Source organism: Paenibacillus oralis (assembly GCF_003863965.1).
GTDB classification, from domain to species: domain Bacteria; phylum Bacillota; class Bacilli; order Paenibacillales; family Paenibacillaceae; genus Fontibacillus; species Fontibacillus oralis.
In genome coordinates, this window is record NZ_RRCN01000001.1 from 961,987 (window position 1) to 976,007 (window position 14,021).

General features: G+C 50.5%; 16 protein-coding genes. All 16 read right to left on the minus strand.

From position 1 onward, the window contains the following. Positions 1–42: 42 nt before the first annotated feature. Positions 43–864 (minus strand): flagellin N-terminal helical domain-containing protein, encoded by an 822-nt coding sequence (locus tag EHV15_RS04520; protein WP_128630187.1) that lies wholly within the window; start codon positions 862–864, stop codon positions 43–45. Positions 865–969: 105 nt separating this feature from the next. Continuing rightward, positions 970–1,374: a hypothetical protein gene (locus EHV15_RS04525; protein ID WP_128630188.1), complete on the minus strand. Its 405-nt coding sequence runs from the start codon at positions 1,372–1,374 to the stop codon at positions 970–972. Then, the gene (gene fliS, locus EHV15_RS04530; protein ID WP_128630189.1) at positions 1,367–1,750 is read right to left on the minus strand and encodes a flagellar export chaperone FliS; all 384 of its coding nucleotides are present in this window, start codon (positions 1,748–1,750) and stop codon (positions 1,367–1,369) included. The genes EHV15_RS04525 and fliS overlap by 8 nt, the downstream gene beginning before the upstream one ends. Before the next feature lie 36 nt (positions 1,751–1,786). Beyond that, positions 1,787–3,187: a flagellar filament capping protein FliD gene (gene fliD / locus EHV15_RS04535; protein WP_128630190.1), complete on the minus strand. Its 1,401-nt coding sequence runs from the start codon at positions 3,185–3,187 to the stop codon at positions 1,787–1,789. 23 nt (positions 3,188–3,210) lie between these two features. Continuing rightward, the gene (locus tag EHV15_RS04540; RefSeq protein WP_128630191.1) at positions 3,211–3,570 is read right to left on the minus strand and encodes a flagellar protein FlaG; all 360 of its coding nucleotides are present in this window, start codon (positions 3,568–3,570) and stop codon (positions 3,211–3,213) included. A gap of 28 nt (positions 3,571–3,598) precedes the next feature. Beyond that, positions 3,599–3,838 (minus strand): carbon storage regulator CsrA, encoded by a 240-nt coding sequence (gene csrA / locus EHV15_RS04545; RefSeq protein WP_128630192.1) that lies wholly within the window; start codon positions 3,836–3,838, stop codon positions 3,599–3,601. Continuing rightward, positions 3,839–4,267 carry a flagellar assembly protein FliW gene (fliW, locus tag EHV15_RS04550; RefSeq protein WP_128630193.1) on the minus strand — a complete coding sequence of 143 codons (429 nt, stop codon included), beginning with the start codon at positions 4,265–4,267 and terminating at the stop codon, positions 3,839–3,841. Further along, positions 4,264–4,656, minus strand: coding sequence for a DUF6470 family protein (locus EHV15_RS04555; RefSeq protein ID WP_128630194.1), 393 nt, complete (start codon positions 4,654–4,656; stop codon positions 4,264–4,266). The genes fliW and EHV15_RS04555 overlap by 4 nt, the downstream gene beginning before the upstream one ends. Further along, positions 4,653–5,540, minus strand: a complete 888-nt coding sequence (flgL, locus tag EHV15_RS04560; RefSeq protein WP_128630195.1) for a flagellar hook-associated protein FlgL — start codon at positions 5,538–5,540, stop codon at positions 4,653–4,655. The genes EHV15_RS04555 and flgL overlap by 4 nt, the downstream gene beginning before the upstream one ends. A gap of 43 nt (positions 5,541–5,583) precedes the next feature. Next, entirely contained in the window at positions 5,584–7,155 is a 1,572-nt protein-coding gene (gene flgK / locus EHV15_RS04565; protein ID WP_128630196.1) for a flagellar hook-associated protein FlgK, read from the minus strand. Between the two features lie 33 nt (positions 7,156–7,188). After that, a complete protein-coding gene (locus tag EHV15_RS04570; protein ID WP_128630197.1) occupies positions 7,189–7,689 on the minus strand; it encodes a flagellar protein FlgN in 501 nt (166 codons plus the stop codon). A 9-nt stretch (positions 7,690–7,698) separates the two neighbouring features. After that, positions 7,699–7,986 carry a flagellar biosynthesis anti-sigma factor FlgM gene (gene flgM / locus EHV15_RS04575; RefSeq protein ID WP_128630198.1) on the minus strand — a complete coding sequence of 96 codons (288 nt, stop codon included), beginning with the start codon at positions 7,984–7,986 and terminating at the stop codon, positions 7,699–7,701. A 133-nt stretch (positions 7,987–8,119) separates the two neighbouring features. Beyond that, positions 8,120–8,536: a TIGR03826 family flagellar region protein gene (locus EHV15_RS04580; RefSeq protein ID WP_128635174.1), complete on the minus strand. Its 417-nt coding sequence runs from the start codon at positions 8,534–8,536 to the stop codon at positions 8,120–8,122. A gap of 99 nt (positions 8,537–8,635) precedes the next feature. After that, positions 8,636–9,727 (minus strand): ComF family protein, encoded by a 1,092-nt coding sequence (locus tag EHV15_RS04585; RefSeq protein WP_128630199.1) that lies wholly within the window; start codon positions 9,725–9,727, stop codon positions 8,636–8,638. After that, positions 9,728–12,247 (minus strand): helicase-related protein, encoded by a 2,520-nt coding sequence (locus EHV15_RS37135; protein WP_246061315.1) that lies wholly within the window; start codon positions 12,245–12,247, stop codon positions 9,728–9,730. A gap of 1,014 nt (positions 12,248–13,261) precedes the next feature. Further along, positions 13,262–13,681, minus strand: a complete 420-nt coding sequence (locus EHV15_RS04595; RefSeq protein WP_128630200.1) for a hypothetical protein — start codon at positions 13,679–13,681, stop codon at positions 13,262–13,264. Positions 13,682–14,021: the final 340 nt, after the last annotated feature.

Genomic DNA, 14,021 nt, shown 5'->3' on the forward strand with positions numbered 1-14,021 from the left:
GCAAAAAGACCCCCAAAAGGGGGTCCGCAAAAAGGTTTGAACTTATCCGAGCAATTTAAGAACGGATTGTGGAGCAGAGTTAGCTTGAGCCAACATTGCTGTACCTGCTTGCACCAAGATTTGGTTCTTCGTGAACGAAGTCATTTCAGTAGCCATATCAGCATCACGAATACGGGATTCGGAAGCGGACAGGTTTTCTACCATTACGCCCAAGTTGTTAACTGTGTGTTCCAGACGGTTTTGTACGGCACCAAAACTAGCACGTTGAGTGGACACTGTGCTGATTGCCGATTTAACAGCTGCGATAGCTTTGTTCGCATTATCTGCAGTAGCACCAGAAACCGAAAGATCATTAATTTTCAATGCAGTAGTTGTCATAGCTTTAAGATCAATTGAAATTGTAGTGTCAGCATCGGAACCAATTTGGAACGAAACAGATGTAGCTGATTTAAGAAGGCTGATGCCGTTGAAGTTAACCGTTTGAGCAATGTTGCTGATCTCTCCGATCAATTCTTTAACTTCCAATTGAATCTTTTCGCGGTCCGTGCTGTCGTAAGTTCCGTTTGCTGCTTGGTTAGCCAGCGTGTTCAGACGTTGCAGCATGGAGTGAACTTCTGTCAAAGCACCTTCAGCCGTTTGAATCAGGGAGATACCGTCTTGAGCGTTGCGTTGCGCTTGCGTCAAACCGTTGATTTGGAAGCGCATTTTTTCGGAGATCGCAAGACCAGCAGCGTCGTCCGCAGCACGGTTAATACGATAACCGGAAGACAATTTTTCCATTGTCTTGCCCATTTGCGTGTTGTTGAAGTTCAGGTTGCGGTTAGCGTTCAATGCGCCAACGTTCGTGTTGATAAACATTCCCATTCTAATCATCCTCCGTGATTGGTTTATATTGGCTACATCCTTGTGGCCTAATCAATATATCGGCATCGTTAAAATATAACTTTATACCTATCCAAAGAAATTTTTTTATTTTTTTTCGTCAAAATAAAAAGAATGATATCCTCTTCGATTCATGCCGTAATAAGCGTTCATCAGCATCTTTTGGTCCTTTACCGTCCGCAAGTCATCACCCGTTTCATGGATCGAATCGCTGAGCCGGGCTTCAATCATCTGCAGGTAAGCCTGAATGTTCTTCATCGTCTCTGCCAAAGCTGCATCCTGAATTTCTTTTAAAGTCGGAAATTCCAAAGCCATGCGATCAATCGCGCCTCTGATCTCCTCCCACTTTTCCGCTGACTGCAGATAAACTTCCGTCATGCGTTCCAGCGACTCCTCAGCCGATAATAACTCCAACTGATGTTTCGTACACTCAAGCAATTGGCCGAAAAGCTCCCGATATTCCGCCATGATTGAAGTGTCGTGATTATCCAAGGCTGACTTCCTTTCCGATTTGCTCCCAAGCAGACTGCAGCTCTTTGAGATGACGGATAACCTCTTCGACATAGTCGGCGTTTTTCTTGATGTTAGCCTGCACTAATCTATCAATCAAATATACATAAATATTTTTTAAATTACGAGCCAATTCGCCGCCCTCCGGCTCATTCAAGGAAGTCATCAATTCATAGATAATGTCCTGGGCCTTCTGTATGTACTTGTTGGTATCTTCCAAGCTTCCTTCTAAGATGGCCTTATGGGCACGCTCGGCAAATTGCACGGCTCCATTGTACAGCATTAATGTGAGACGATGAGGAGAGGCCGTCTCGTATTTATTTTTTTGATAGCTTTGGTAAGCATTGGGCATAGCCATGGATTTTTCATCTCCTAAAAGGAACTATAAAAACGATCAACTACTGGACGACATTAACGAACTTAGCTGGCCGGCCATCCAGGATTGTTGGTTTTGCAGCTTAGACAACGCTACTTCCATTTGGGTGAATTGTTTCGTAAGTCTCTCTTGTTTTAGCGTTAATCTTGCATCCATATTTTCCATTTGTTCATCAATAAAATCGATGTCTTGTTCGAGCCCTTCCATTTTCAAAGCCATCAGGCCGTTAGTCTTAGTATAGTTATATAACCGGTCCTTGGCTATGGTTCCCAGCCCGTTCTCGCCATTAAACAATTCTTCTACAGCGCTCGGATTATCTGTCAATTTCTTCTTAAACACTTCTTTATCAAAGGAAAGCTCCCCGGTCATCTCCGAAGCTGATTTTTTCCCTTTATCGATTTCCAGGCCAATATCGCTCAAAAGTCTAAGGTTATCCGCACTGCCGGAAACAGTACTAACGATATCGTACAGTTCCGAGTTCAACTGTCTAAGCAAGGAGTCGCTTTGGAGGTTCGTTTTGAAATCCTTGTAGGAGCCGTCTGCATTTTTTTCATTCTCAACCTTTTTGGTGTTTTCGCGGATAAGTTTAACAACATCATTGTACGCATCGACAAAAGTCTGAACTTTTTCGGCAATCTTATCCACATCCTGCTTGACCTCAACATTAACTTTGGTGTCTTCGGCCAATAACTGCAGGGTTACCCCGGGAATAGCATCCTTTACCGTGTTGCTGGAACTGGTAATATCAATACCGTTAACTTTTAAAATGGCCGGTTGCGCCGCTACTTTATTTTCTAGAGTAAACGAGCCGGTACCGCTCATATCGATTGTTTTCCCGTCTTTGGCCGTGACGACCAAGCTCTTATATCCATCGGATGTTTGCACGACGGAAGCCTGGACATCTCCGAATTGCTTATTGATCTGCCCTGCGATGGTCGAAAGCGCGTCACTATAACTTTTATTGGTTAAGTCCAGATCGTCGCTTAGGACAAGGCTCTTTCCCCCAATCGAAATCGACCTTGCTGCGGCCAGATCATCAGCGCTAAACTTAATGTCTTTGCCGTCCGCATCCTTAACCTGAATCGAGGTTGTTGCATTCATCTGCTGCTTGGCTAATTTCGTAACTTCTACGGTATAATTGCCGTTGACCGAAGCTCCTCCGCCCGTAGCCGTCAATTTGGTCGTGTCGGAACTGACTGCGCTACTCACTTGAAAAGAACCGAGGTCCGTGAAAGCCGAAGCTGCGTCCCGCAGGTTTTTCAATTTCAAATTAATGCTGTTAAAAATACTTTTGTTGTTTGTAATTGTACTTTTTTTAGTTTCCAGTTTAGTATAAGGAATTCTTTCAATATCCATTAAGCCTTTTATGATATCTCCGGTATTCATACCGGATGCCAAACCCGATAAAGCAACTCCCATGATTTACACCTCTTCCTCTCGTTTTAAATTTTTTCATCAAAAAACATGCCGATTAATTCCTTCATCTTGACCGAAAGATCGATGAGAAATTCCGGCGGCAGGCTGCTTAAGACTTCTTGCGTCTTCGCGTCCAGCACCTCTACGTACAGCTGCTCCGCATCATTGTTGTACTTAAATCTGAGTTCCTTGCCCGAGGCCGCGATCGACTCGTTAAGCTTCTTGATTTGTTCCTCCAGCTTTGCCTGTTCTTCCTTTGTCAGCGCATGAACTCTTTGCTCTTCAATTTTGCTGCTGTTCTGAGCAAGAGATGGGGTCGTCTTTGACAAGCCGTAATCCCCGGACCTTAGCTCTTGAACATTCGCATCCAACCGATTAAGGTTCATAACCTAACCCACCTACCTTCAAAATGATTTACATTTTAAATTTTTTTAGCAGGTCCAGGATTTGTTCTTGCTGCAATAGACTGATTTGCTCCTTTGCTGCCAAATTTTCGGCAACGATTCCTTGATACAACTCTTGGCGTAAAATAGATACATCCTTAGGGGCCAAGAAGCCGAGCTTGATTTGATCGCCTTCGATCCCCAAAATCTGAACTTGGATTTCGTCTCCGATCATGACCGCTTCTCCTACTTTCCTTCTCAGGACCAGCATCTACACGCCTCCTTTTTGCAAAAGAAGGGGATGCCGGATCGGTAACTCCTGATCCTTGATAATATACTGGCATCCTTTTTGCGAATGCGGAGCAAGAAGGACAGGGGCCATCAGGTTTACAAACAGTTCGCTCGACTGGAAGTTCACAATAAGCATCACGCCCACTTCATCCGGTGATGAAAGCTGCAGCGAGTCCACGATTTCTTCCGGAAGGCGAAAGCTGTAATTCTCAACCACCTGATGAGAAGGAAGTAAAATGAAGCTGACTTCATCCTCTAAAGAATGCAATACATAGAAAGGGGTATCCTGCATAGGAAGTAATGCATATTGCTTAATTTCAGGAATACCCAAAATTCCGGGTTCAAAGGAGTAAATCTGCTCTTCCTTAACTTCAAGCACCCCGTATGTCTCACTATGAATCTGCATCATTTTGGAAGTGCTCCTCTCGGATCAACTTGAATTTCTGGGGGATAAATCCGGAAGTCGATAATCACTCCTTGCTTCGGAAGAGCTTCGATCGTTACTTCCTTTTGTCCCTTTCGCATATATCTTTCATGGGCAATGTGACCAAACACGTTTTTTTCGCCCGAGGAAATATTCGCTACCCGGTCACCTTCTTGAGCCTTGGAAGTAATGTCCCTTAAAACCGCCGCCTGAGCTTGTCCGTCTAACTCCCTCTTAAAGGAAGATGGACGTTTCAGCCCCAAATCATCATAAACGCCTGTCCAATCGGTTTCCATTTCAGGAGGAGTTAGGCGAACATTAATTTCCGCCGGCCTATACTTCCCCCAGTCATTTGGCAAAATGGCGCTAATCATCGCAGGAAGTCAACCAGCGAGGTTTGCATAATTCTCGCTCCCGTAGACAGGGCTGCTTGAAGAACATTTTCTTTCATCTTCAAATCCACAATCGCTTCCGAAAAATCCACGTCGGCTACGTTTGATCTTTGTTCCTTTATATTTACCTGTTCATCCTGGATCCGGTTTGTCATCAAGTCAAAACGGTTCATCCGCGCCCCGATCTCCGACCAACTCACATTAAGCCGGTCGGAAGTAACATCGATATTATCGATGGCTGTCTGAATTCCGGCTTCATTATTGGTATCAAGCGCATTCGCCAGATCGTCCAGAACCTTAAAGGCATTATCCGTTCCGGCCGCTCCGAAAACAACTTCACCGGTAATGCTTACCGGCACTTTGACGGACGGGCTTACGTTAAGATAAAACAAACCCGGATCCGTTTCCGCAGTAGCCGCCCCAGCCACGGTATAGGGAGCCTGATCCGTTTTCTGCCCGTTAAACAAATATCTACCGTTAAAAGTACTGTTGCCGATCGTAACCAACTGCTCTTTTAATTGTTTGATTTCCGATGAGATCGTTTGTCTTTGCTGCGAATCCAATGTCCCGTTGGCGGCTTGAAGCGCCAACGTACGCGAACGCTTCAACACATCGCTCGCCTGTTGCAGCAAGGAGTCCATCGTCTTCAAAATTTCCGTGCCCGTCTGAGCGTTCGTCAAAAACTCGTCGCTCCGCGCCAAGTCGGTATCGTATCGCATTTGATAACCCGTTCCGACCGGATCGTCGCTCGGTTTGCTGATTTTTTGGCCGGTTGCCAGCTGCTGTTGGCCGGTTGTCATCGCCGTGTTGATGTTTCGCAGGTTTTTTAACAGCTGCAAGTTCTGCATCATACCCGTTACACGCATTCCATAAACCTCCTTATAAATCCAAAGCTACAAGCTATCTATGTTATAAACCTACCCGGCCCATTTGGTTGATGACCCGGTCGAGCATTTCGTCCACCGTGGTCATATTTCGGGCGGCAGCGTTATAGGCCTGTTGAAAACGAATCATGTCGGCCAATTCTTCGTCCATCGAGACGCCGCTGACGGATTGGCGTTGAATTTGCAAATTGTCCGCCATCGTTTGCTGATTTTCGAAGTTGCGTTCGGTATTGCTGGCCCGAATCCCCAGATCGGCGGTCAATGCCCGGAAATAATCGTCCGTTGTCCCCTGCGACAGTGAGGTTAACGCGTTGGGGAAGGTAAAGATGCCGTCCCGCAAGCTGGCAATGGCGTTCGCGATGTCGCTGTTCCCGCGGATAACCTTATTTACTCCATTCACAACTTCATACTGCGACGAAGCGGCAATTTTATTCGTATTGGCAAGAATTTCGGGATTCACTTGAATATCGTCAATCGTAAACGTCCCGCTGTTGGATACGAAAAAGGGAATGCCGGAAGTAGTAGGCTCGGTAAGCGTATAACCCAGTTGATGCAGTCCGTTGAAGCCTTTCACCATGACGTCCATCGACGAGGTGATCTTCGAACCCGCCGGGATCGTGGTGCCGGCAGGGACTGTCCCCATGCCCTCCACCGTCACATCGTTCAAAGCGACAATAGGATTGGAAGTAATGTAACCATTGCTCAAAGTGACTTTAATGTCCCCTGTCACAAGCGTGCTGACCAAACCGTTCAACTGGTTGCGGATCAAGTCGGTTTCCTGCAGCGATTGAACGTATCCGTACAGTTGTCCCGCCGTTGCCGTGTTGGCGTTCGCCGCGGTCAAAGCGGTTATCGCTTCTCCGGCCAAAACGTTGACGCCTGCGGACGTAATGCTGACCATGCCGTTTTCATCCTCGGTATACTGGACGTCGACGATCGTCGACAACTTATCCAGCAGCAAATCCCGCTGATCCCGGTAGTCATTGGCATTGTCGCCAAAGCTTTCGTTGTCGCGAATCAGCACGTTCAACCGCGCGATATTTTCCACGATATTGTTGGCTTCCTGCACTTTCTTATCTATGTTGGAGTTCACATCGGTCGATAAATTGGTTAGCGACTCGCTAATGTGCTTCAACGTATCCACCATGTTGCTGGCAGCGCCGGCCACGGCTACACGCGCACTAAGGAGGGAAGGATCGCGGTTCAAGGTCTCCCAGGAATTCCAGAAATCATCCATGACCGAGCTAAGTCCGCTGCCCGAAGGCTCGTTCAGAATGTTTTGAATGGAGGTCATCGTCGAATTCAGCACTTCCCAAGAGCCAAGCAGCTGATTTTCCCGGCGAAATTGCGTATCCAGGAAGCTGTCTCTTACCCGGGTAATGCTGGTGTACTCAACCCCGGTCCCCAATTGACCCGGCTGCTGGCTTTTCGTCATCCCCATAGCCCAGATCGGATTCGCTTCGGTCAAGTTCACCCGCTGTCTGGAATACCCTTCCGTGTTGGCATTGGCAATATTATGCCCCAGGGTTTGCATCGATACCGTATTTACAAAAAGCGCTCGTTTGCTAGTCTCTATTCCATGAAAAGTGGAGGTCATTTATCCCATCTCCTTTACGCGTTTCTATATGAATCAAGCTCTTGTATCAAACATTCTTCGGGTCGCGGATTTTTTGTCCTGTCCCGTCGGCGGCGAATAGGTCGCGTCATCATCCTCGAAGCCGGTGAGCAAGTTCAAGGAAAAGTCGATGAACGAAAGGTTCTGCTTAATCAACTCCTGATTCAGCTCATTCGCCCGTTTCACTTCAGCCAAGCGGCTCTCCAGCTTCTCCTTAAACTCCGTTAGCACCCGTTTCTCTTCGGGGTCGAAGACGAGTCTTGATATTTCCGTAATCGTCAAGTTCAGCTTTGATTTGATCCCCTTGGACTGCAAAAAAGTCTGGGCAACCGCCAGAAGCTGCTGCTCCAGCTCTTCAATCGATTTCAGCATTTTGGATTCGCGCGACAAGATGCGTACCAGTTCATCAAAGTCCCGGTCCAATATAGCTTGCTTTTTTTGCAACATGATTTCCAGCAAAGCCGACTGCTGCTGATCCATTTGCGACAGACTGTCGATGATTAACTGAACTGACATAGCCGCCCCCTAATTATCATTAAAAAAAGATTTAAAGTACGGAACGAGCTTCTCCGCCAGTTTCTTGGCGTCTACCTGGTACGTTCCCGCGGATACCTGCGATTTCAAATCCTCGATTCTTTGGGCGCGTTCTGTATCCATGCCTTCCTCCTGCGCCTTGAGAAGCTCTTTGGCCTCCTCGGAAATAGAAAGTTCGTCCTTGCGGCGTGCTTTACTGTCTGTATCTTTACGCTGGGAATCCAGTTGGCGCTGATAATTGTTAATGGCTCCGGCCCGTCCGGTTTCATTGATTTTCATGGGCTCCACCTTTCTTTCCAAATAAAAAAGCCGATAATCTTTACTAAGTTTATCGGCGGCGTTTGAATCATTTTTAATAGCGAACTATTGGATTATAAAGAATATTATACCGAACTATCGCACTTTTAGTCGATTACGGACTGCGAAATTTGTCCATGGCGCTGTAGGCTCCCTGACCGGATTTATCGTTCTGGCCCGCCAGCTTCTGCGTTTCTTCCCTCGCGGCCGAGGCAAAATCACGAGTCAACCGGGTACGGCAGGAATCGCACATGTTGCCTTCCCGAATCAGCACTCCGCATACCTCGCAAGGATACGTCATATTCGGGTTGTTGGCAACCGAAATACGCCCTTCCTTGATGAACTTGGTAATTTGCCGGATCGAAACGCCTGTTGCCTCGTGGACCTCCTGAATTGTGGCCAATTTCTCCTCACGCAAATAATTCAGGCATTTCTCGTACTCCTCTTCGATCTCCTTAATGCAAGAGGGGCAGATTTCTCTAAAATTATTGGCAAACAATCTTCCACAACGCGGACAATTTCCAAGATTCATACCCATTCTTAATCGTCCCTTCACATAACATCTATATAATGTTAGATTACTCTATCCAAGGGGGGTTCGTCTATATTATTTACATAAAATATGTAAGATTCAGGAACGGGCCCACGTCAAACTGTAAACTTCCGCCTGTCGGCCCAACCGCCCGCAAATGTCATGCAAAACCTTGGAGCACGACTCAATGGTGCTGCCTGTCGTATATACATCATCAACCAGAACGATCCGTACGGGGGCCGCAGAAGGATCGGTAAACTTCATAGCTGCCGCATCCGGGAAAGTGAAGGCCGATGAAACGGAAAGCTGCCCCGTCCCCGCAACACCGGACTCGGCGACATGCTCCGCGGGGGCGTATTTGCCGAACCAGCGGTCGGTGAACATGGAGAAACCGTTCCGCTTTCGTCCGGCAGCCGCCAGAACCTCAGACAACTGCTGTACCCCATGAGCTGCCGGCTGGAATACGTCATGCAAATCCCGCAGCCATTCCCAGCGGCTTTTAAAGCTTTGTTTTTCGGTATGCCGGGAGCGCTCCACCAAACTAAGCAGCGGGAGATGTCCAATAGCAGCAACGCCGTAGGCCAGACGCTTGGCCTGATTAAATCCCCGCTCTTGCATGCGGTCGCCGCTGACCGGCACATAGGTAACAGCATCAAACCGGAAACGCCCAAAGCCATAAGCTTCTTCCAGTTCCCGCAGCATCGCCCTATACGCTTGAGCCGTCATTCTCGCGAGCACTGCCCCATAAGATTCATTTCCTCTAAATTTATATTGAGCGAGCCATTCCCGCATCACCGCATTGTAGCTTACCGCGCTGCGGTTCATCACAAAACTGGAGTGTGATCGCTCGGGTCTGCTGCAATCCGGACAACCCACGGGCCGTCCGCAAAACTGGCAGCGGGTTTGCTTGATCCAAGGGATCGACAAATAGCAGGACATGCAGATTTCCGGGTAACCCCGAACGCGGTCGGAAATCGTTTTACCGCAGGTTAAGCACGGAATACCCGGAGGGGCAAGCAGAGTGTGCAGAGAGGATAACAACCCCGTCAAAGGGGAATTCCCCTCCGTCAAAGCGTAATGAACTCCTGGCGATGGCAGGCGGAGCCTGCCGTTCGCCGCATGAACCCGCGTCCCGCTCCGTCTTCTTCTGCGTGGCCCCCGAACCGTCAAACTTTGGGATGACTTCGTCATTTAGACTACCTCCTTTTGTTTCAAAAAACCGCCCCTTAGCGCGGCTTTGTTCATCCAGCGAATTTGCCGCAGAGCTCCGCGCTGGGATTTCGTCCATTCGCGCGAGGCGAACATCACCGTACCGTTCGGGTCATCCTTTGATCGTCCCGCACGCCCGGCCATTTGCACGAGGGATGCTTCATCGAACAGGCCGCTGTCCGCATCCAATATGTATACATCGCTTCGCGGCACCGTAACGCCGCGCTCCAAAATCGTCGTGGTCACGAGCAGCCTGATTGTTCCTTCGCGGAAATCAAGCACCTTCCGGCTCCTTTCCCGGTCCTGGGAAGAGGTCCCAGCAAGCGGCAGCCCGGGAAAACAACTCCGGAGCAGCGCCGTAAACGGCTCGATTTGCCGGATGCGGGTGACGAACACAAAAACTTGCGCGCCGCGGCGGACCGATTCCTCCAGGGGCCGAAGCAGGCAACGCGGGAGAGAACGGCGGCGCAGACAGGCCCCGACCGGATCCATCGCAATTCGAACCGGTACCGGGAGCGGATGGCCGTGGAAACGGGCCGGCACTTTGGCATGAGGCAGCCTGCCGGCGCGAATTTCCCGCTGCATGGCGGGTGGCGGCGTGGCGGACAAAAAGATGAACCGTCCGTCTTTTTTGCAGGCCGCTTCCGCGGCAAATTCCAGCATCGGATCATTATGGTACGGAAACGCATCAAGTTCATCGATGATCACCAAATCAAACGCCTCGTAAAAACGCAGCAATTGATGGGTCGTGGAAATAAACAGCCTTGCCTCTTCCCAACGCTGCTCGCTCCCGCCATACAACACCGCCAGCGGCACCTCGGGAAAAGCTTTGGCCACCCGCGGCGCCAACTCGAGCACAACGTCCCGGCGAGGCGTAGCCACCAGGACCCTCCCTCCCTTGTCCAACACGAAACGCAGCAGCGGAAAAATCATTTCCGTCTTGCCGGCCCCGGTCACCGCCCATAGCAAAAAACGGGGAGGCCGAGTATTCGCCGGCCTGTCCAAGGGCAGCAGGCGTAAAAGCCGGGCAAAGGGCGCGGAGCGGGGTGCGGCCTCCGGGGCTGAATGAAGGGCCTGCATGGCAAGCCTCGGGCCTGACAGCGGCGTAGCTATGGACCTCTGCCCCCAACGCAGGCTCTTCAAGGCAGCCCAATGTCCTGACAGCGATGATCCAGTTATGGACTTTGACGCCGAGCGCAGGCCACCCAAAGCAAATGGAAAACTTGACGGCGGTGCCGCTTCGGATAGAACCTTTTGGTCAAAAGTGCGCTCGGCAAGCGGTACGGTCTGTTGTTCCGCCCGCTTAGCAAAAACAGACGTATAAGGCCTCGCCATCGAGGCTGTCGGTTGCTTGGACGGGGTGACCAACGCAAGCTCTGCCGAGGCCTCGGCCGGCTGCGCCAAGGGCTCGTACGGCTGCGCCAGAAAGCGCAGCGCCTGCCCCGCCGCGCTGCGCTGCGCGGGGCTCAGCCCCCACCGGTCCAGCAGGGACGCGGTGGGGGCCACGGCCGAGCCGCCCGCCGCCTGCGGCGCCGCGGGCGGCTCGGCCCCAGCGCTGCCGCGAAGCAGCAGCGCACAAGAGCGGCTGCGCCCCAGCGCGAGGCAGGCCTCGCAGTAGGCGCAGCCGCGGGAGCCGCACGACCCGCAGGGCGTGCGGCGGTGCACCCCGCTGCCGCAGCGCCGGCAGCGGAGGCCCGCCCGGGCCCGGCGCCAGCGCGGGCCCGTACCACCTCGGGCGTGGCGGCTTATCCCGCCCACGCCCGAGGTGAGCCGCACGCGCCCCTGCAGGTGCGCGTGCTGGGCGGCGGAGCGCCATGCCGGCGCAAGGCCCGGCAGGCGTTCCGCCAGCAGCTGCTGGAGCTCCGCCTCCAGCAGCGACCTGCCCGCGAGCGCGGCCGCAAGCCGCCGCGCCTCCTCAAGCGTGTGCGCAAGCCACGCTTCCCCTGCGGCAAGCAATTCCCTCCCCACCGGATCGGCCCAATTTAAAAAAAGCTTGTTATCCTTCCATGACCGCTTGTTCTCCCTCCATACCTCTGCGTTTCCACCGACTCCCGGTACGCTTTCCAACACCCTGAAACCTAGCGGAGTCAAACCCGACTCCCCTCTCCATAACCAGCCATGAACTCCCGTCCAAGCCTTTTCTTCAGCTCTTTCCAGCTCATCGCTCAAATTCATTCCGCCTGCGGGTCCCAAACGTTTTGCACTTTTCCGGACAGATCCCCGTTCATCATCCATTAGCCTTTTTTCGGCCTCGAGCTCCGGCTTTAAGCCGAGCTTTAAGAAGCTCTCCCAATCCTCCGCCTTCCATCGATCCATCGCCTCCTGTGTCTTAAAGCGGTCCCGCAGCTTCACCGCCCAACCTAAGGGCAAGCCATCCGAAAGCAAATACATCACCAAGGCTCCCGGCTCAACTCCCGCATCATGTAAAGCTTCAACGCCGCTCGTACCCCCGCCTGAACCAATGGTCCCTCCAGCCAAGGCCTGCCCATCGGTTGAAACCACCTTTTTCCTCACCTGCTGCCTTTCAGAACTCCCTCGACTATTCGTTACGCGCACGATGCTGCCTGGCTCTTCCCTTGGATCACCTAACCCCATGCTTCCTCCCACACCCCACCAAAGCAAGTCAACCCGTAAATCCAAACTAATCAAAAGCCGCCATCCCGTTATAAGTTTTACCGCGTACAACCCCGCCTTCATTTCCACCTCTCCCCGCCAAAAAACAGCAGTTTATTGCATACTTCAACAATTTGAAGATAATTCCTCTATTTACTTATATTCCTTTATCATTTTTTGCTTCTTTTTTGTTTGGCCCCCTTTTTCGGCTCAACCTAAAAATCGGTGCTTGACGGCCGGCCATGGGCCAAATAACTAGCCACACAAATATTCTAACGGTTGCCACAAGCGCTATTTGTTCCAAAAACGTTGATTTCAAATTGTAACGGTTGCCATGGTGCTTAATTCACTTAAATCCGGCTATTTTGGCTTAGATTCAGGCAAATAACGGCGCCCGCAACCGTTAGAATTTAGAAAAGGTTTTTTTCGTAAAATAGCCGCTGCTACAACCGTTAAATTACCAGGCAGCCCTTTTGGGAAATCTTGGACAAAAATTAACACAACGCTGGTGCCTAAAACGCTTGATTTCGACGAAATAAGGTTATTTCGGTCCGTTAGCCCCCCACGTACTCCGAATAGTTTCGTCCAGCCCCTGCTAAGCCCCGATTTCGGTTTTAGGCCCTTTTTTCGACACCACCTTTCTACACAAACAAACAATAAAACGCAAAAAAGCACACTCCTCCGGCCGATGACCTGAATAAGAGTGTGCTTCACACTTTGTGCCGCGCATCCCGATGCGCGAGTATAAAGATATGGTTTTGTTTTTGCTCACTTATTGATATTCGCTGCGGCTTGGCGTTTTCCTGCAACGCCTGGAAATCTTTTGAAATCAAATATTCAGTACGCTTCCAATATCCCGTACGCTCCCAAACGCAGCCTGATGCGGGCAATGAACTTGGCGGCTTACACATGGACATAGGGGATTTTATTCGCCTCCTGCGGAATCCGAAGATCGATGCATACGGGGGCGTCTCCGGCCATTTTGGCAACCTGCGCCTCCACATCTTCTTTCCGGACCGCCGCCAAACCGATAATGGTTAGCTCCATATCGCCTTGCGTCTGCAGCTTCCTCATAATCGCAAGCGTATCATCCTCTGAAGCCTCGTCGAGCACCGTCACCCGCAGCGGCAATCCGCGCAATCTCGCATACCATGACAATGCACGCAAATACCATTCCATTTGATTTTCATGATTGCTCGTCACCAAAATATAATGTATCGTTCTGATCGTAGATTTCCGCCGCAGATATATCCCGTGCAGAAAATGAACCAACGCCGCGGCCAATCCGTAACTAAGCAGGACCCAACCCATATAGGGAACCACGGAACTCACCTCCCTTATAGAGGTAGTTCAAAAAGTTCGTCTCGCTGCTGAAAGCCTGACTTTTTGAACACTCCCTTATAGCGACAATATATGCCGCTAGCAAAAGGAGGGTTACTGGGCTCCCGTCAAGCAGACCGCTGCCCGCAATAACGTTAGCCTTCTATTCCCTTTTTTTCAATCGAAGTTGGACAGATGACTAGACCTTTTAAACGCTGCTGTGCCGTGCCCGAAACAGCTCTCCTGTCCGTTGGGCCGGCATACTGCATTACGGCTGTATGCAAGAATTTCCGCAACATATAGTGCGTGTTCAAAAAGGCCGGTTTCCAGCATCAAGGCTGAC